This is a genomic window from Saccharopolyspora sp. NPDC002376 (genome assembly GCF_053593195.1).
The window spans coordinates 1-18,059 of sequence record NZ_JBSFBZ010000093.1 but is presented as its reverse complement, the minus strand read 5'-3'; the positions used below and the strand labels follow the sequence as shown (position 1 = coordinate 18,059).

Sequence of the window (18,059 nt, the reverse complement as noted above, 5' to 3'; positions counted from 1 at the left end):
AGATGTTCGGCCGAGCCAAGCCCGACCTGCTCCGCAAACGCATCCTGCTCAGCGACTGAACCCCGGGCCAGATTCACGGAAACCGTGCCAGAGCCATGATTCAGCTGCCGTTGACATGGGACTTCCCGAGTCCTTGGCGGCCTTGTCGGGGCTTCCCGCCCGCCGCAGCAGAGCCAGAATGGTTTCCTTGCCTCCCCCGCCGGTTGCGGTGGGTTCGTCGGTCTCGTCTGGTGTGGGTGTGCGGCTATTCGGGTCATGTTGCGTCAGCCGTGCGTCATGGGTGCTGTGTGCGGGCGTTCCAGGACTGTCTTATCGGTGGTGCTGGATGCGGGGTGTGCGCGGTGACCGAGTGTCAGCCCGGAGGGCTGGCGCCACCGCGGTGGCTGACCTGGTCGCACCAGCCGAGGTTGCGATCCTTGCCAGCCCCGAACGGCTGGCGCCACGTGGTTGCCGGCGACCCGGCAGTTCTCCAGATCACGGTTGCGATCCTCGCCGACCCCGGAGGGTTGGCGCCACGAGCATGGCAACTACGAAAACCACGATCGCAGTGTACGTTGCGATGCCACCACCACGACCGTGTGCATAGCACCAGCGGAAAGGTTGCGATCCTCGCCAGCCCCGGAGGGCTGGCGCCACGCGGGGTGCGTCTGAGGTGCCCGAGCTCGTAGGCGTTGCGATCCTCGCCAGCCCCGAAGGGCTGGCGCCTGCGGCCAGCAGCGCTGGCCAGCCCGCTGTGGTTGCGATCCTCACCAGCCCCGGAGGGCTGGCGCCACCCCCACCGGTTCCCAGGCCGGGGCGGTGAGGTTGAACGAGTCGACCTCGGCCCCGCGCCTGCGGGGATCGTTCGTCGCAGGTCACGATCTCGACGCGCGGAGACACCTCGGCCCCGCGCTTGCGGGGATGGTTCCATCCGCGACAAAGGCGGCGCGTGCCACGACCACTTGGCACTGCTTCTGCGGGGATGGTCCGGCAACGTGGCGGCCCAGGCTTGGCTGGACCTCTCGGCCCCGCGTATGTGGGGATGGTTCGGTGGAAGCGGGCGCATTCCAGTAAGGAATTGGCTCCGACCGGAACCTGGAGAGTCGAGGCCCCAAGCTGTCGCCGTGGATGGTGTTATTCGGTGACGAGGTCGGCGAGTTCTCCTGCTAGGGGGCCGATCTTCGAGCACGAGGGGTCGTTGTTCGTGGTGAGGTTGAGTTCGAAGTAGCGGCCTGTTCGGTCGTCGAAGGACGCAGTGCAGTACAGATCCGAGTTGCTGATGAAGATCTGCTTGCCGCCGGGAGATGTCGCAGTGCTGCCGTAACCAGACGCGTCGAGATGCTCGTCCAGTGTGGACATTCCATGCCGAAGGTACAGCTCGTTGTTGGGTTCAGGTCCCCAGATGCAGCCCGCGGGCCCATTCGGGCGTCCGGGTGCCTCACCCATGATCGAGCGGACGTTGGTGGGCGGAGGAGCCTGGGTGCACACAGTCCGGGATTGGTCTGAGAGGTCGTTCTGCGCTTCGCGAGCCGCACGCTCATCAGCACCGAAGATGAACTGGTAAACCCAGTAGAGCAGCGCCAAGACTCCGAGGGCGATGGTGATGTAAACGGGTGCGATGGAACGCTTCGGCAACCAGCCGGGGTGATTGGTGGTCACCATTCGTCTCCGTCCACCAATGGGCTTTCGTTGAACTCGGCGAAGGCCTCTTCGTCCTCCCAGTACTGCTGATCCTGGTCACACCTCTGCTGCGACTGTTCGACAGGTGGTGGTGGCGCGGGAAGGAGACAGCGTTGGTAGCCGTCCTCGATCGCCTGCCGGGTCTGGTCGAGCTCTTCTGGACTGGCCTGCTCGAGAGCTCGGCCGCTTTCCGTGATGCGGTTGGCCAGGTCCCGTTCGAAGTCCTGTCCGTTGGCTTCGCCGATCACCCGACGCAAATCGACCCGGCCGCTGAGCGCCTCCTGAGCGAGTCGGGCCAGCGCGGGTGACTGGTGGTCGGTACTGAGGGTACGCAGCACGGCGGTGCGAATCTGGGTGTGGAACTCATCCATCGCGGGACTCACCTCGGTGCGCTGTAGGGCTCAACGGGCAGGGGCGTGCTCTGGTAGCCGTCGAAGGACGTACCGCTGATGTTCTTCAGCCCCCCGATGCTGCCTTCGATGAAGTTCTTGTACTTGGAGATGACGTTGGCGGCGTCCGCACAGTTGCTGACCACACGGCTCACAGCGAAGCCTGCCACGCCCCAACCGAGGAGGCCGACACCGTAAAACTCGACGGTCGCGGTACCCGCGCCGGCTGCGACGGACGCGGTAACGGCCCAGTCGATGGCCGCGCTGATCAGGCCGGATGCGGCCTTGAACATCTCCGAGGCGCCGTTGGCAGCGTCGATCAGCTTGTCTCGCACGAAGTAGCAGAAATCCCTCTTGCTTCGAAGAGCGTCGCTGAGGTCGACGAAGTAGCCGATGGCCTGATCGGCGGCGTTACCACTCCAGGCGCTACGCAGGTGGCCGGCGCCGACTTTGACGTTGGTGCCCAGCATCTCGAAGGCTTTACCGGTGTTGTGCCACACATCGGCCAGGGACCGCATCTTGGCCCAGTCGCCGGTCCAGTCCCGCAAAATCGGTTCGAAAGGATCGTAGGACAGCGCTGAGACCAGCAACTGACGCACCAACGCGGTAATGCTCACCCCGATCGCGTCGAGGATGTCCATCTGCCACCGGAACTGCGCCTCGTAGGTCCCGGGAGCGGCCAATGCCGCAGCGACATCAGCGGTTTCGCCGAACAACGGAGTGAAGTTCGTCTCAAACGCTGGCATCGTGCCAGGAACGACACCAGGCATCACACGGTCCAGCTGCTCAGCCTGCTCCTGATCCATGTCCCTGTACTGCTGCGCCGTTTCACGCAACCCCGTACCTGACCACTGGAGCAGACCATCTACTTTGCTGATCGATTGGTCGAGGTCCCCGACCATGGCCGGGTAGACCTCACCCAACAGCGACAGCACTCCACCCCAGTCCATCTCAGGGGCGATCTCAGCTTCGTGGTACTTCCGCATCGCCATCAGCTGACGACGCTGCCCCGAGACGAGATCGGCATACCGATCCAGCGCGTCAGGCGAGACGGAAAAACTCATGAGCCGTCCTTCCTCGTACAAGCACCCGCGCTAGTTTGCCTTCCGAGTCACCTTCGGCAGTCCCGGGATACCAAATGTGTCCCGCGACACGACTAAATGGGTGACAGAACACCGAATTGCTTTCGCCGCGCCCTGGCCACTGAACACTCACGGTAGCCTCTCCGCCGAACAGGGAGATCACGACAAAACGTCCGGGGTACTGGGGTGGAGTGCAGTTTCTGGGAGTTCGGCGCGATCGTGTGGGCGGAGCAGGCTCGGCATGATGCTGGGCTGATTTCGGCAGCGGATGCGCCGTACCGGTTCGAGGTACCGAGTTTCGTGACGGCTGCTCGTGCTGGGGTGGATCAGCCTGATGATCCGCGGGCGACGTTGGAGGCGGCTCGGGACAGTGCGAGGGCTAAGGGGTGGATCGACTCGGCCGGTCGGCTGAGCGATCAGTGGTACGAGATCGTGACGGCCTTGGTTTACGGGCATTCGTTCGCCCACCTCTACTTGAGTGAGCCGGATCAGCCGGAGACGCGGACGATGGTGGTCGTGCACCATTTGGCGTTTCGCGTCGTTCTGCGTGGTGATCGGGTGTGGGTCGATGAGGTCGCCACGAACTCCGCTGAGCAGGCGCTCGTGGCGTGTTTGCCGGAGGGCGAGCCCGCTGCTGGGCACGGTGTCACGGTGCCGACGCAGGCCTTGGCTGCTGCCAGTGCGGAGGCGGAGCGACACAAGGCTGATCAGGGCGACTGGATCGCCTACGAGCTCGGCCAGGCCGGGATCAGTCCTGGCGATGCTCGGGCGCTCGGCAAGCTGGCGAAGATGGCGGACCGCGTGATCGGCGAGTTCAACGTCGGTGTCCGGGACTCGCACGGCCGCAGCCATTTTGCGGAATGGCCGATCGTGACCCACCACAGTCCGAGCGGCCGGGTTGCACGGATCACTCAGCTCCCGAGGGGCGAGCAGACTCGGGTCGTGCCGGCTGACGCCAAGACGCTGGTCAGCGCTTTGCGGTCCTATCGTGACGATCTCCAACGCACCATCGGTGGCTAGCGGCTGGCCGGGTGGAGTGAGTACTTGTACTCGACTTTGACCACGGTGCGGAACGGCTGTGTCAGGATCACCGTCGGTTCGGGTGCGGATAGGAAGGGTTAGCGGGTGTGAGCGAGCAAGCCGGAGTGATGCAAGCTGCTGGGGCAGCGCTGGCGGTGACCCCGTTCAACGCTGTCACGGGCGCGGCGATGATCGCGGTCGGCACGGCCACCGGCCGCCAGACCTTCGAGGTCCAGCCCGACAAGCTACCGACTCTCCTCGCCGGACTCGACGAAGTCCGTGCCAAGTACGTCGAGGCGCAGAAAGTAGCGAGGCAGCTTTCGAACGTGATGCCGCCGTTCGCTGACGATGTGACGGTTGCAGCGTTTAAGAAGATCAGCGAACGCGCTCAAGGCGGCGAAGGCAGCCTGTTCGATACAGCAACGGCCATGATCGCGTGGATCGACGGCTTCCAGGCTGCTGTTCAGAAGGCGATCGAGGACCACCAGCGCATCGATGAAGAAAACAGGATGGCCTGACTTGAACACACGAACCGCAATGACCGCTGCGGCAAGCCTGCTTGTCCTCGGTGTGGCTGGCTGCTCTGCCCCTACGCCAGGCGAAGCTGAGCCCACCACCGGGGGCGAGACGTCGGCGGCGAACGACCCGTTCCAGATCGATCAGCCGAAGAACCTCAAGGCCGTCAGCGACCCGTGCCAGTTGCTGAATCCGCAGCAGCTTCAAGAGCTGGGTGCAGGCGATGATCCCAAGCCTGGTGAATCGCAGTGGAAGCAGTCCGAATGCACCTGGCAGAGTCGGCAACTAACCGTGACCGTCTCGCCGGACACAATCCAGGGTCAGGGCTTGAAGTACACCGCGAAAATCGTGGCGGATGGCAAGCCAACTGCTGAGGTTGCCGGATATCCAGCGGTTCACTACGGGGCCACCAGCGATTCGTGTGGCGCTTACGTCGGGACCGCTGACACTGAGTTGCTTTATATCGACTTCAGCGTTGGCCCCGACGGGCGGAACAACCCGAAGTTTTCCGATCCGTGCGCGGCAGCAGACAAGATCGCGGGCATGGTGCTGGAGAACCTTCCGGCTGCGTGAGGTCGGGTTCGGTAGAGAGGCTTTGGGAGGGGCCACATGGGGGCGTTTGACTGGCTGTTCGGCAAGCAGGAGATTCCGGGTAAGGCCGTTGCGGCGTTTGATCACCCGAAGATCTACGGCGAGGTCGAGTCTGGTCCGGGTGTCGCTGGAGCGTCGCAGGCTGCTGCGAACTGGAAAGAGCAGGTAAGCACAGCATTCACCGACGCCGATTCGGCATTGGACCGGGTGCTGAAGGACTCCGAGACCGTGATGCAGGGCAGCGCGGGTGATCAGGCTCGGGAGTCGGTGACTCCGTTGTCGCAGGCGACTCGTGGCGCGATCGAGGTTGCGGCGCAGTCCGGTTCGGCGGTGCAGCAGCAGGCGCAGGGTTCGGCGGACTTCAAGAACGGGTTCCCTCCACCCCACCAGGTGCCGCCGGACAACATCGGCTGGACGGATTACGTCAATCCGATGTCCTACGGCTTCAAGACCGGTGTGCGTGCGGCTCACGAGGAGAAGCACGACCAGGTGGAGGCTCAGGCTCGGCAGCAGTACGAGTCCTACACCAAGGCCACCAACGAGCGGGTCAACGGGATCCAGCAGTTCCCGCCGCCACCGGTGTTCAACGCGGACGTCAGCTCTGCCTCGACCACACCGGTCGGCAAGGTCGATCAGCCCACCACCGGCTACACCAACACCACCAGCACGCCGTCGAGCACGCCGAGCACGAGCACGAGTTCCACGTCGGACAGTGGACAGTCGTCGTCGGTGCCGCACAGCTCGACGACGACCCCGCCTCCGTCTTCGGCCGGGCAGTCGTCATCGAGCCCGGTGCCGCAGACTCCGGCTGAGTCGGGTTCGGCGTGGGCGACTCCTCCGGGAACCGGTGGCGGTGCTCCGATACCGGGCACGACGACCCCGACGCCGGGCACCGGTGGTGGTTTCGTCGGCGGCGCGGTGATCCCGCCCGGCGGCACTGGCAGTGGCAGACCCACGCCTGGCGCAGGCGGCCGTCTCGGTACCGGTACCGGCCGTGGCGTGACTCCCGGCCCAGGCGCTGGTGTCCGCGGTGGACCTGGTCCCGGCACGGGGAATCTCGGTGGCGGGGGCAGGGCTGGAACCGGTACGCCTGGCACAGGTACTGGCAGCAGCGCCAGCTCGGCTACCGGTAGCGCGGCTGGGCGCGGTGGCCCGAGTGGTGCTGCGGGCGCGGCCGGAGCTGGACGTGGTCGGGGCTCCGGTGACGAGGACAAGGACCACGAGAACAAGTTCGTCTTGGAGAACTCGGAGCTGTTCGAAGACCTCGACCTGCCGAAGACGGCACCGCCGGTGTTCGGCGACTGGGCAAATCAGCAGGGGCTTCCTCCTCGCCCGCCGGAGAAGGAGTAACACCGCGCCGCTACTCCTTCTCAGCTTGCTGGCCGTGGAATCCACATCTCCCTGTGGATTCCACGGCCAGCGCTTTCTCAGCTGGGTTACGTCGCGATGCGGACCTTCCCAGTGCGCACCTGGTCGGAACACCACGCACATATCCGTCGATCATCAGGTTCAGACTCTTTACCAAGCGGTACGAGTACACCGCACAGCGCGGGCACCTTCGCATCGTCACACCGCGAGCTTCCGGCGAGAAGGACATGGTTCTGCCAGCCGTGCGCGACCCAGTAGCCAGCGGGAACGTCCTCAGCAGATTGATCATCCGACATGGCTGCTCTTTCGGTGGGAGTGGTAAACGTGTGCAGGCTGGGCGCGAACCGGCAACATTGCTCTGAGGGTGCACGATCGGCTCCGAGGCGAAGTCCGTCGAGAACAGGGCTTTTCGTCGTGAGTGCAGGAATTGGCCAGGACTCGTTGACGTTCCCTGTACGACACGGGTGCAGCCGAGCCTATTCGGGGCGCGGCGCTCCTCATCGTTGTGAACGATAAGGTCATTCTGTCTGACTCGGCTGCAGCAGGGTTCGCTGGACGTTCTCGTTGACGTCCGGCCCGGTGCGCGAGGAATCGCGGGCTGTGGTTTTGGTCAATGGCAGCAGCAGGCGGCGTTCGCGCCGACCGACTTTGCTTGGCTCAGGCGGTTTCAGCCGGACAGAACACTGCATGTCGTCAGCGGTCACCAAAACCCGCGGGGTGGGGAACGGCTGGTCCGGCTGGTTCGGGTGGTCGGGGTGGTCGAGGTCCAGCAGAGCCCGCAGCGTTGGTTCGGCATCGTTGCCGAAGGCCCAGACCACGGCTGGTGGCTGGAAAACGTTGAAGTTCTCCCCCCGGACCGCGCGAGCCGCCGTGACTTGATCGGGGCCGGTGATCTTCAACAGGTCGACGTAGCTGTCCCAGTAGTACGACGCGACGAGCACGATTGGTTCGGGCGTGCCGCACAGGTGGAAGGTGAATCCGTCGTTGGCCACTTCGCGCAGCAGCGCGGTCACGGTGGTCAGCCACTCGTCGTCGGGAGCGAGACGCGAGATCGAGGTCGGTAGGTTCATTGTGGAGATCCAGTCGTTGCCGGTTGGATGCTGGTTGCGGCGCGATCGGGGGCACGTCGCAACCAGCAGGACTGATCAGACCGTGGTCGGCTGGACTCTCGACAGATGACATTCGATGACAAACGCAAGGGAGACGTGGCTGAAGTGCCGCGAACTGTGACGATCACCGGCACGAGAACGACCGGCGAGGTCAGCGATGCTGAACTGGGCGAGTTGTTCGACGCCTATTTGCGACCGTTCGCCACCGACGAGGTCCGCTTCTACATCGGCGGTGCGGCGGGGATTGACACGGCGACGCTGGAGTGGCTGGCCGTGTACACCAGCGCCCGCCTGACGGTCACCGTTCCCTGCACCGTGCCCGATCAGCCAGCGAGCGCGGCCGAAGCGATTGGGCGCTGGAGTCAGCAAGGCCGGCTGGACGAGGTCGTCGAGCTGCGGGCTTCCGAGCGGGGCACCGCCGCCTACCATGCGCGGAACCGGTGGATGGTCGACCGCAGCGAGTTCGTGATCGGTTTCCCCCGCGGCACTGATCCGGCCAGCGGGACCTGGTACACGCTCACCTATGCTGCCGATCGGGGAAAGCCCCGGCTGGTCGTGCCCCTGTGAACGCTCCCAGATGATGTACTGGCGGCATGACCAGCGTTGATCCCGCCACTGGATCGAATTTGCTGCGCCAGTTGCGTGAATCCCGGGGCTGGTCGTGGGCTGATCTCGCACGGGCGTTGCGGGACACCGCCGGTCAGCTCGCGGTGACGTCGCTTCGGGACCGCCAGGTCACCAGTGTCCAGCGCAACGTCGCCCGCTGGGAAAGCACCACCGATTCGACCAGCCCAGGTGAGCGCTACCAGTACCTGCTGGCGCACCTCTACGCCCGGACGGCGAGCGGGACGTTGGCGCTGGGCCCCGGGTCGGATTTCGCAGTACTGCTCGAAGCTCTGCGCCATTTCGGTTCACCCGATAACCGCACTCGCCATCTCATCGACGCCGTCACTCGCTCCGCGGCATCGTCCAGCAATGCCAGTGCGGTGAAGTCGTCGGCACCCGACGAGATCGTGGTTCACCAGCTCACGGACAACGTCGCCGGCATCAACAGGCAGATTGGCTCGACACCGCTGGTGCGCCTGCAGTTGAAGCTCGCTCCCGTCGTCGAGACCTGCCAACGGATGATTCGGTCCGAGTCGCGCGCAGAAGTGCTGACGCTCGCAACGGAAACCTTCGCCCTGGCCGCGCGATTGGCGTTCGAAACCCGCGATGACGAAGCCGCCGAAACGCACTATCGGCAAGCTGCGGAGACCGCCGGGCGGCTTCCTAACCGCCGCCATCGTGCTGCCGTGCTCACCAGCCACGCAATGGTCACCCTGCACGCGACCGGTAGTCCAGAGGCAGCCGAACATCTCGCCCGTACTGCCGTCGCCGAGGCACACCGCAGCGACAGCTACGCACTCCGCGCTCGCGCACACGCCATCCATGCCGAAGTCAGCGCCCGTGCGGGACAAGCTCACCGCGCTCTGACAGCCCTAGAACGTTCCTGGACCACGGTCGATCAACTCACCGTCGACCAGCGCTCTTCAGGATTCAACGCTGACCGGTTGGACGGCTTCGACGGGCTCTGCGCGCTCTACGTCGGAGACGCTGACCGTGCGCACACTCGCCTGGAGAGATCCTTGGCCACCTTGACGCGGCCACGCGACGCAGTGCAGCGCGGGATCGTCGGAACAGATCTCGCACTGGCGAGGTTGCGGCTCGGAGACCCCGAAGCCAGCGTCGCCCTCCTCCACGAGTCCGTTGATCTGGCCTCGGCCACCGGTGGCCGGGTGCCTGCTCAACGTCTGCGGCACGCACGGCGAGTCCTGCGGCAAGCCCGAGCCGACGCGCACCTCGCCGAGTTGGATGATCACATCCACGACGTCCTGATCGGACGGTAAACCGGAGCCCATACGGACGTCCTCTCGTTTCAGAACGAGGACGACGGCACCGTCGTAGACCTTCAGGCGCAGCTGCTCGAGAGGCTCGACGGATTCGGCGCCGGAAGGGCAATTACCGCACTTCAGGCCGCCCGTTGGACTTCATCGCCTTAATACCAGCGAGGAAGGTGTGGAACTGGCGGTCGGTGAACTCGAGGACGGGGCTGGCGTCACCCAGCTTGGAATCCCGGAGTCCAACGACCCCGGCTAACGAGGCGAGTTCGACGCAGTTGCCCCCGTCGGTGCTGCTGTAGGACGACTTGGTGAACCGGATCTGCGTCCAGTCAACATCCGCGCTGGTCATGAGCTCAGTCCCTTCGCGCCTTGCTCTCTGCGAGCTGGCCTGCCACTTCGAGGACGAAGGTACGCGACTCGACTGGCCCCAAGGCAATGCCGTAGAGCTGGCTGAGCAGGTCGGTGTAGCGGCGTACGGCTTCGGGCGGCTTGTCGATGTAGAGCGCGTCGCCGTAGATCTCGATGTAGACGATGTCGGTGCTGGTGTCCTGGTCGAAACGGAAGATCACGAAGTCGTACCCGACCGGAGCGTAGGAAATCGTGTTGAACGGGATGACTTGGAGCGTGACGTTGGGCAGGAGTGCGACCTCAGCCAGGTAATCCAGCTGCTCACGCATGACCGTGGCGTCACCGATCTGACGGCGCAGCGCGGACTCGCTGAGCACGAACGAGAAGTGCGGCGCATTCTCACGAGTCAGGATCGCCTGACGTTCCTGGCGAATCCGAACCGTGTCTTCAACGGCCTTGCCGTTGGGGTCGTTCCCGCGGCCGGCGAACATCGCGCGGATGTAGTCCTCGGTCTGCAGGATCCCCGGGATGACCTCGGAGGCGACCATCATCACCTGGGTTGCGCTCTGCTCGAAGTCCCGGAACGCGCGGAACCACTTCGGCCCCAGGTAGAGCGTCGTCTCATCGCTGGGGCGACCGCGGCGTCGACGAGCGCCCTGGGCCAGATCGCGGCACCACACCTTGTCCTTCTCCGACGCTCGGTAGAGAACAAGGAGCGCTTCCAGCTCGGCTTTCGCGATCCCGACCTTGCCGTTCTCGACCCGGCTGATCTTGTTGTGCGCCTTGCCGAGGTGCTCAGCCGCTTCCTCCTGCTTCAGGCCAGCGGCCTCTCGCAGCTTCCGGAGCTCGTTGCCGAGCTGCCGCTGCTGCACCGTGATCGTCGCGGTTGGTGTCGACATCCCAGTCCTCTCCAAGTCGCCGTCTGGCAGCTTACGACGTCACTAGAAAGTTGTATTTACAGAATGTACTTACAGTTTTAGCGTAGTTGACGTCGGCGCGGATAGACAGACAGGGAAGTACAAGATGTACATCCTTTTTATCTTGGGGCTGCTGAACCCGAACGAGGTAACCCAACAGCCCCTTGCCGATCGCCGGTGGGCGCCATCGCCAACCCCCTCCCAGGGGCGATGGCGTTCACCGTGCGCCACCAACTCCACGGGACCGCTCCGCGGCGGCCCCGGTAGCCGCAAACGCACCAGACGAAGCGCCGCCAGCCGAGCGTTGGAACGGAGCCAGCGAATGTCCACAGAGGAGCAGTCAACCAGGCAGGCACGGGCCCGTGATATCGGGTGCACCGATTCAACCGGCCACGACCGGACAGCCCGGGTTTTCCCGCTGTCCGACGGTCGGGTGGGTATGCAACCGCCTTCCGGTGAGCAGTTCGAGCTCAGCGCCGTACAGCTGCGAGATCTGCTCAGCGCAGCTCGGGAAGCAGCCTGGGAGTCGCACACGAACTACGACCCCGCCCTACGCACGACCGTGGTAGGTGGCACGTGTTCCTGAGCGAGCTCTACGAGTCGGTTCGGCAGCGCCTGGATGACATGACGCGAATCGTCAGCGCTGGCGACGACAGGGCGGTGAATGCGCTCGCGCGTTCCGAGGTACCGCATCTCATTGACGCCGTGGAGGTCCTGATGGCCGGGCACGCGCCAAACGAGCTTGGTGAGTGCCCCGCGTGTTCTCGATGTCTCTGGCGATGGCAGAAACCATGGCGGCGCCCGACATCACCATGCCATGTCTACCTCTCGGCCCGGCGGGCCTTGTTCAACGAAGCCGACGAACCTCGCCGCCACGCACTTCGCTGACGACCGCATAGTCCCGCTCGGCTCCCAGCACTCCCCCGGCCCGGGAGCCGAGCTACCGGTCGGCGACGCAACGTCGGGCTGTACCCCCGATACAGCCATGACCTCGACGATGCGTCGCCGACCGGACCCTCCATTTCTCTCGGCCGATGCCGGCTAGCCCAAAACCCCTGGCGGACCGCAACATTCCCCGACACCTGCAGTCCGCCAGGCCCAAGTCAAGGAGTGAGGATGATGTGGCGCCGAAACCGAAGACGTTCAGTACTGGCTGTCCTCGCCCGAATCAGCCTTCGGCACGACCACTACACCTGGACAATCCCCTGCCGCGATGCATGGGGAAAGCGGGCCCAGCTGAACGTCGGCTTGGCCCCGGACGGCATGACTCTGGCAATCACCCGACAGGGCCCGATCACGCTGACACCTCTGCAAGCCGGGCGGTTGCGAGCCGCCGTTCGCGAAGCAATCCACGCGCATGCGCCACTGGCAACGCCAGGGCCTCGCACCCGCCACCACAACACCACAGCACCGGTGTTCGGGGCGTACTTCGAGTTCGCCCCGAACGAAACGACCGTTCCCAGCAACGCCGTGAACCAGCCATCGGACGACGAACAGGAAAACGGCCATGAAGTCCGAACACCGGAGAGCTCCGAAACCCTCGCCGAGCGAAGCCGCCAACACCAAGCGGCTTGAGCTGATCGTTGCCGCGGACTGGTACCGCTTGCAGCTGAATTGGCCAGTAACGTTCGATGCGACCCACTGCCGCCTGGTCCTGCACACCGGTAAGGCGATCGACGCCGTAACCATGCCCGACTGGCTCGCAGCGTCCGTCGTCCAGGAACTTGAGCAACGCCTGCATGCTGGACCGGTTTGCATCGATGACACCCGAACTTGGTGGACGATCCTCAGTAGCCCTGGACAGCGCGGAAACCTAGACATATCCCCGAAGTTGCGCAGCTGCCGCGTTCACGTTGTGCCGCGCGGAGGACAGGTCGTGCTTCCTCATCAACAAGACGTGTGCCGCTGGCGTCGCACACCGAAACCCGGCGATCTCCTGCCACCGTGGGCAGCGGTGATCAACGCAACGGAGCGTTCTCTCCACCGTCTCCACTGACGGATCAAACCTGTGGACGCTGAGCGCGCCAACCACCCCGCGCAGCACACGTCCCGCGAGGGTCGAGCCGCCCCGATGCACCCCTCCTCCGCAGGGGCGGCTCCCCACATCCCTCCAACTCAAGCGGAGAAGCACCAGCAGCTGGAGTGGCCGGAGCACATGGTCAGCGAATCTGAAACGTGTTCCCCCCGCCCCGACGAGGCAGGCGGAGAAGAGGGAACCGCGGCGTCTTGTTTATTGGAGTGCGCGGTAACCAGCACCCCATCAAGGTCCACAATGACCTCTCCGCCGGTATTGGGGCCGTGGAGTCAGTCAGCCGCCACACCCTCTGACGGACATGCGACCGCGCCGCGTGGATCGCGGGCGCCATCTGATCTTGATGATTCAGGCGATGCACTCGTTCGGGTGATCTTCCTGGGAGAGCAAACGCGTGCCGTCGCCGGCCCAGTGAGTGGGCTCGGCATGTGAATCTTGGGACAGCATCGTGAGAATCTGATGCGCGAGATCAGTGGCACCCGCTCTATGGTGAGGTTGCTGTCTTACATCGTTGATGGCTTGCTGGCGGTCGCGCGGGCATACACCGCCCCAGACTCCCCAGCTTGTGCCGTCGTTGAGTTCGTAGTCGAGGGCAATCGTCAGACACTCGGTCCTGACTGCACAGCCCGTACATGCGGCAGCAGCCTGGCGGCGTTGGTGCTCTAGCGATTCGGCGCCGCGAGCGGGAGCAGGGAACCAGGCGTCCTGGGTCGGTGACGAAACGCATCGTCCCTGCTGTCGCACTTTCCTTTGCAGTTCTTCGCTTTCTAGATCGCGAAACATGGCGTCCCCCGGTGTGATGCGGAGATAGGCCTAGTCAACTCCGCGAGCCCGACGACTGGACTTCCACTTCGTCGTGTTCCCGAGCACTGACACGTCGAGATTTCGACTTCCAATGCCCTGTTGAGCCGACTCCTTGATCAGTGAACTCAGCCTGGCATCATCAAATTAGATTCACCTTCAGCGAATTTTGATCATGATTCCACGTTGGATTGATTACGCTACTACGGATCGAGGTTGTCGCAACCTTCCCTCTCACGTCGCTGGCGCGTTTGGCTCATCGGTGTCATGCTCGCGAGCAGCGCTGAAGTGGAGAGGTGCGGTGATGAACAGCTCCGGGCGAACAGTGGCGGCTACAGCTCAGCCGACGTTAAGTGAGAAGCTCAACCGCCTGTTCGAGGTGCAACGGCCGCAGGGAGATCCGGAGCGGACGTTCACCAATCGAGAAGTCGTTGCTGCGTGCAAGGCATCAGGTCGGGAACTGTCAGAATCGCATCTTTCCGAGCTGCGCAGGGGTGTGAAGATCAATCCCACTCTTCGCACCCTCGACGCCCTCGCCTGGTTCTTTGGGATCCGGACCGGCTATTTCAGTGACCCCGAAGTAGCTGCTGAGGTTGAGGGCGAGTTGGCCGAGCGCGAGAAACGTCTGAATGACAAGGTCGCTGCCGACCGCCGGGCCAAAGAGGAGCTACGTGCTGCGACGGAGGACCTTCAGCACGCGATGCGGGAATCCGGCGTCACCAAGGTCGGGCACCGCGGGACAACCAGCGTCACGGTCGCGCGTGAGCAAGCAGCGATGATGAGAGCTCTCGCTCAGGCGCTTCGCAACGGCGGTGATGACGAGGGGGGCCGGGGGGAGGACTCGTGAATGGCCGCAACAGAGGACGCAGGTGGGGCAGTACCAGCGCGACTGAACTGGCTGTTCGACGTGGTCGAGGTCTTGGATCCCGTTGTTGGGTGGCGGTCGTACACCAACGCTGAAGTCGGCCTGGCGGTAGGAGCAAGTGAGGATGCGATCGCGCTCGCGCGAGCTGGCGGCCAGGTGAGTCATGACTTGCTGAAGGCCATGGCCCACTTCTTCGGTATCGCCCCCGCCTTCTTCGGGGATGATCCTATCGAGGTCGCTCACGCACACGAGAAGGTCCTGACACACGCGGTACGTGACTGCGGCCTTCGGAGTTTCCGGATCTGTCGGGGATCCGCACCATCAGCTGAATCATCGAGCTCGGGCGAACTCGACGCGAACCCGAGGTCGCGGACGCCGCGTGAGGTCGAGCCCGACGGCCACTCGTCCGGAGGTGACGGCGCCGATGGCAGGTTCTGGAGTTCGTTTCTGACTGGGACGGTGGACGTGGCGCAGATGCAGGCGCTGTGCCAGAACCTGGTCACTGTGCTCAGGATGCGGGCGCCGTTCGATCCGGTTGAGCTGTGCCGCCGGCTCGGAACGTATCGCGGTCGACGCATTAAGGTGCGAGGGGTCGATCTCGGGACGACCACCTCGGTAGGCCACGTCGCCCAGCAACGACAGGTGGACTCGATCTTGTATGAGAAGGCCGCACCTTCGCCGCAACGCGATCTGGTGATCTTTCACGAGGTGATCCATCTCGTTCGTGAGCATCTGGATGTCGGTGAGTCCATGACGTGCGGGGTTGTTGCCTCGCCCGCTGCAGGCATCCGGAACTCCTATGCCGATTGGCGCGAGTGGGAGGCTGAAGTCGGAGCACGCATGCTAGCGATGATGTCGCGGCGCCGTCCCCGGCCGAACGATCTTCCAGCCGATACTGGCACGGCTGAGCGAAGCATCGCCTCGGCGTTCGGCTTTGTCGATCTCGGGCAGCCGCGGCCATGAGTCCGGAGCTGGCGCTGCGGTGGTTCAAGGCGATGGTGATCGTTGCGGTCGCGTTCTGGGAACTCTTCCAGCTGACGCGCCGGCGACAGGATCTCGCGCTGCGGGTGCTAGTGCCCGGCCTGCTGTGCTTGGCTTTTGCCGCCACGGTGGGCATCCGCACATCCATGCTGGTCCCGCTCAAGGAGTTCTTCGGTAGTGCGTGGACGCCTTTGGTCAACGGTTGTTGGATGACGATGGCCTACGCGTGGGCGACGTACTTCCTCCTCGCCGACACGCGCAAGCCCGTGTCCGTTCGAGTCCGTGGTGCCTGGATCGAATTTGGTGTGCTGGTGTTTGCGGTGGCCGCGATGGTGGCGATGCGGGAAGTGTGGCCGGTGGAGCATTGGCGTGATCTTCCCCGTTCGTGGCAGCGCGTGGTGTTCTATCTCGCTGTCGACGGGTATTCGCTGGGTTCGTGGTTTCTCGGGGTCCGCCGAGCGTGCCAGTACCTCACGCGGTTGGAACATCCGTGGGCCAGGGCTGCGTTTTGGCTGGTGATCGTAGGCAGCTCCGCGATGGCGCTTGGGGTCAACGCGGTCCCGTTGATTCGGCAAGCTATTCGGCTGATCGATCCTGATATCAAGCTGGCGTTCTTGAGCACGCTGTACTCCATCGGCCAGCTCGGTGGCCAGCTGCTGCTGGCGTTGGGACTCTCACTGGCGCCGTTGGCCACCACTGTCCTGGCTGTCCGCACGCGATACGAGCGCGCGCTGCGCGACCGCTATGCACGGGCGTTGCGACCGCTGTGGGAAATGCTCATCGCAGAGTTCCCACACATCACCTTGGATCTCCGCAGCGGCGGCCACCGAACCAGTGAGGGCGACTTCGAGCGGATGAGCGCCGAAATCACCGATGGGCTGGCCGAGCTCTCACGCGATTGCACGGGCTTGGACGGCGGCCCGCGGAACCCTGTGGTGGTGGCTGGCGTGATCGAAGCCGCCTTGCAACGGCGTGCGCAGGCTCGCCACGCACGGTGGGCCGGCGATGAACCTGAGCCCCTTGATCCTCCCTATCCGCGTTTGGAGCCTGACTTCCGCAGTTGGCGTCAACGAGCACAGTGGATGATCCGGCTCGGCGAAGAACTGGCCAGACACGGCGCGATTGGAAAGGAACTGGAGCGTGGCACGGTCTGAGAACGACGTGCATCTGTCGGTATTGGACACCTCACCCATCGTTCAGGGGTCCACGGCGCGGCAAGCTTTGCACAACACCGTGGATCTTGCCGAGCTCGCCGAGGATCTCGGCTACCACCGCTACTGGATCCCCGAGCACCACAGCATGCGCGGAGTGGCGAGTTCCGCCCCCGCCGTCCTGGCCGGACAGATTGCCACCGCGACACGTCGCATCCGCGTGGGTTCCGGTGGAGTCCTCCTGCCGAATCACGCACCGCTGGTGATCGCCGAGCAGTTCGGAACCCTGGAAGCGCTGCATCCTAGGCGGATCGACCTCGGACTCGGACGCGCCCCAGGAGGCCCGTCTCACGTCATCCCCGCGATCCGCGGAGCACACGCCCCCGGTGACGTTCCCTTCTCCGACCGGCTGCAGGAACTACTCGGCTACTTCGCCCCTGCTGAGAACCAGGCCATCACAGCAGTCCCTGCCGTCGGAAACAGCCCACAGGTCTGGATTCTCGGTTCAAGCACAGTGAGTGCTGAGCTCGCCGGTTCGGCCGGGTTGCCCTACGCGTTCGCCCACCACCTCAACCCCGATGGGCTGCAGGCCGTCCAGCTGTATCAGGACACCTTCCGGCCTTCCTCGATTTCCGCGACACCGCAGATCTTGGTCAGCGTGTCGGTTATCGCGGCCGACACCGATGCACGAGCCGAATGGCTCGCCGGATCAACCCGTCTGAAGGTCCTCAGTCGCCTCCGCGGAAACCGGATCAAGCTACCCAGCCCGGAGGATGCAGCCGCATACCCCTATACCTCAGAGGACCGCGAGGTGATCGCCTCACATTCCCACAAGGTCGTCGTGGGCTCTCCCCCAACCGTGCGGGACAAGCTGGCTTCCATCATCGCCGCGACGGGCGCCGGCGAGCTGATGGTGACCACGCCGGTCTTCGATCACATCGCTCGGCGCCGATCTTACGAACTGCTCAGCACGCTCACATTCAACCCGACTACGAAACCGTGCAGTCAGCCTCTCGCGCGCCCGAGGGGCTGTAACGGGAACGGTGTTTCCGGCGTGGTTGGTTAGTAGGTTTCAGCGGCCGGCCAGCGGTCACTGAAGGTGATGGCGAACGCGTTGATCACAGGCTTCCAGCGGCTCGTCCATCGGGTGCGGCCCGCCCCGGTGGGGTCCAGGCTGCGGGTAACAAGGTACAGGCATTTCATGGCGGCCTGCTCGGTCGGGAAATGCCCGCGTGCCCGTACCGCGCGGCGGTAGCGGGAGTTCAAGGATTCGATCGCGTTGGTCGAGCAGATCATTTTCCTGATCTCGATGTCGTAGTCGAGGAAGGGAATGAACTCCTCCCAGCTGTT

General features: G+C 64.2%; 18 protein-coding genes and 1 pseudogene. 10 read left to right on the top strand and 9 right to left on the bottom strand.

The genetic code is table 11. From position 1 onward, the window contains the following. Nucleotides 1-1,113: 1,113 nt before the first annotated feature. From ACWCO2_RS35165 to ACWCO2_RS35155, 3 genes are read right to left on the bottom strand one after another with little or no spacing between them, the layout of a single operon-like run. Nucleotides 1,114-1,638, bottom strand: a complete 525-nt coding sequence (locus tag ACWCO2_RS35165; RefSeq protein WP_450132130.1) for a hypothetical protein — start codon at nt 1,636-1,638, stop codon at nt 1,114-1,116. Beyond that, nucleotides 1,635-2,030 carry a hypothetical protein gene (locus ACWCO2_RS35160; RefSeq protein ID WP_450132129.1) on the bottom strand — a complete coding sequence of 132 codons (396 nt, stop codon included), beginning with the start codon at nt 2,028-2,030 and terminating at the stop codon, nt 1,635-1,637. The genes ACWCO2_RS35165 and ACWCO2_RS35160 overlap by 4 nt, the downstream gene beginning before the upstream one ends. An 8-nt stretch (nt 2,031-2,038) precedes the next feature. Beyond that, nucleotides 2,039-3,112, bottom strand: coding sequence for a WXG100 family type VII secretion target (locus ACWCO2_RS35155; protein ID WP_450132128.1), 1,074 nt, complete (start codon nt 3,110-3,112; stop codon nt 2,039-2,041). A 204-nt stretch (nt 3,113-3,316) separates the two neighbouring features. Here ACWCO2_RS35155 and ACWCO2_RS35150 point away from each other — a divergent pair, with 204 nt between their 5' ends. The 4 genes from ACWCO2_RS35150 to ACWCO2_RS35135 all read left to right on the top strand — a co-directional run bounded on the left by ACWCO2_RS35150 (nt 3,317) and on the right by ACWCO2_RS35135 (nt 6,607). Further along, complete coding sequence (locus ACWCO2_RS35150) at nt 3,317-4,150, top strand: ESX secretion-associated protein EspG (protein WP_450132127.1); 834 nt, start codon at nt 3,317-3,319, stop codon at nt 4,148-4,150. Between the two features lie 107 nt (nt 4,151-4,257). Beyond that, a complete protein-coding gene (locus ACWCO2_RS35145) occupies nt 4,258-4,668 on the top strand; it encodes a hypothetical protein (protein WP_450132126.1) in 411 nt (136 codons plus the stop codon). After that, complete coding sequence (locus ACWCO2_RS35140; protein WP_450132125.1) at nt 4,646-5,239, top strand: DUF3558 domain-containing protein; 594 nt, start codon at nt 4,646-4,648, stop codon at nt 5,237-5,239. Before ACWCO2_RS35145 ends, ACWCO2_RS35140 begins: the two co-directional genes overlap by 23 nt. 36 nt (nt 5,240-5,275) lie before the next feature. Further along, nucleotides 5,276-6,607 carry a PPE domain-containing protein gene (locus ACWCO2_RS35135; RefSeq protein ID WP_450132124.1) on the top strand — a complete coding sequence of 444 codons (1,332 nt, stop codon included), beginning with the start codon at nt 5,276-5,278 and terminating at the stop codon, nt 6,605-6,607. Nucleotides 6,608-7,143: 536 nt separating this feature from the next. Here ACWCO2_RS35135 and ACWCO2_RS35130 read toward each other — a convergent pair. Continuing rightward, nucleotides 7,144-7,695 (bottom strand): hypothetical protein, encoded by a 552-nt coding sequence (locus ACWCO2_RS35130; RefSeq protein ID WP_450132123.1) that lies wholly within the window; start codon nt 7,693-7,695, stop codon nt 7,144-7,146. Nucleotides 7,696-7,851: 156 nt separating this feature from the next. Between ACWCO2_RS35130 and ACWCO2_RS35125 the strand changes: the two genes are divergently transcribed. Beyond that, nucleotides 7,852-8,301 (top strand): hypothetical protein, encoded by a 450-nt coding sequence (locus tag ACWCO2_RS35125; protein ID WP_450132122.1) that lies wholly within the window; start codon nt 7,852-7,854, stop codon nt 8,299-8,301. 284 nt (nt 8,302-8,585) lie between these two features. Next, a complete protein-coding gene (locus ACWCO2_RS35120) occupies nt 8,586-9,620 on the top strand; it encodes a hypothetical protein (protein WP_450132121.1) in 1,035 nt (344 codons plus the stop codon). 112 nt (nt 9,621-9,732) lie between these two features. On the opposite strand, the gene ACWCO2_RS35115 is transcribed toward ACWCO2_RS35120, so the two are convergent. From ACWCO2_RS35115 to ACWCO2_RS35100, 4 genes and pseudogenes are all read right to left on the bottom strand, one after another. Next, nucleotides 9,733-9,963 carry a DUF397 domain-containing protein gene (locus tag ACWCO2_RS35115; protein WP_450132120.1) on the bottom strand — a complete coding sequence of 77 codons (231 nt, stop codon included), beginning with the start codon at nt 9,961-9,963 and terminating at the stop codon, nt 9,733-9,735. A gap of 4 nt (nt 9,964-9,967) precedes the next feature. Beyond that, a complete protein-coding gene (locus ACWCO2_RS35110) occupies nt 9,968-10,861 on the bottom strand; it encodes a helix-turn-helix domain-containing protein (protein WP_450132119.1) in 894 nt (297 codons plus the stop codon). 2,235 nt (nt 10,862-13,096) lie between these two features. After that, a pseudogene (locus ACWCO2_RS35105) lies at nt 13,097-13,236 on the bottom strand (IS1380 family transposase); the annotation flags it as partial. Between the two features lie 23 nt (nt 13,237-13,259). Then, nucleotides 13,260-13,694, bottom strand: a complete 435-nt coding sequence (locus tag ACWCO2_RS35100; RefSeq protein ID WP_450132118.1) for a WhiB family transcriptional regulator — start codon at nt 13,692-13,694, stop codon at nt 13,260-13,262. Nucleotides 13,695-14,016: 322 nt separating this feature from the next. Here ACWCO2_RS35100 and ACWCO2_RS35095 point away from each other — a divergent pair, with 322 nt between their 5' ends. Genes ACWCO2_RS35095 through ACWCO2_RS35080 form a run of 4 tightly spaced genes read left to right on the top strand, consistent with a single transcriptional unit; the run spans nt 14,017 to nt 17,775 of the window. Next, nucleotides 14,017-14,559, top strand: coding sequence for a hypothetical protein (locus ACWCO2_RS35095; protein ID WP_450132117.1), 543 nt, complete (start codon nt 14,017-14,019; stop codon nt 14,557-14,559). Beyond that, the gene (locus ACWCO2_RS35090) at nt 14,560-15,540 is read left to right on the top strand and encodes a hypothetical protein (protein ID WP_450132116.1); all 981 of its coding nucleotides are present in this window, start codon (nt 14,560-14,562) and stop codon (nt 15,538-15,540) included. Continuing rightward, nucleotides 15,537-16,712: an MAB_1171c family putative transporter gene (locus ACWCO2_RS35085; protein WP_450132115.1), complete on the top strand. Its 1,176-nt coding sequence runs from the start codon at nt 15,537-15,539 to the stop codon at nt 16,710-16,712. Before ACWCO2_RS35090 ends, ACWCO2_RS35085 begins: the two co-directional genes overlap by 4 nt. Continuing rightward, nucleotides 16,699-17,775, top strand: a complete 1,077-nt coding sequence (locus ACWCO2_RS35080; RefSeq protein WP_450132114.1) for an LLM class flavin-dependent oxidoreductase — start codon at nt 16,699-16,701, stop codon at nt 17,773-17,775. The genes ACWCO2_RS35085 and ACWCO2_RS35080 overlap by 14 nt, the downstream gene beginning before the upstream one ends. Here the strand turns inward: ACWCO2_RS35080 and ACWCO2_RS35075 are convergent. Beyond that, on the bottom strand, nt 17,772-18,059 hold a 288-nt coding region (locus tag ACWCO2_RS35075), incomplete at its 5' end, for a transposase (protein ID WP_450132113.1). The genes ACWCO2_RS35080 and ACWCO2_RS35075 overlap by 4 nt on opposite strands.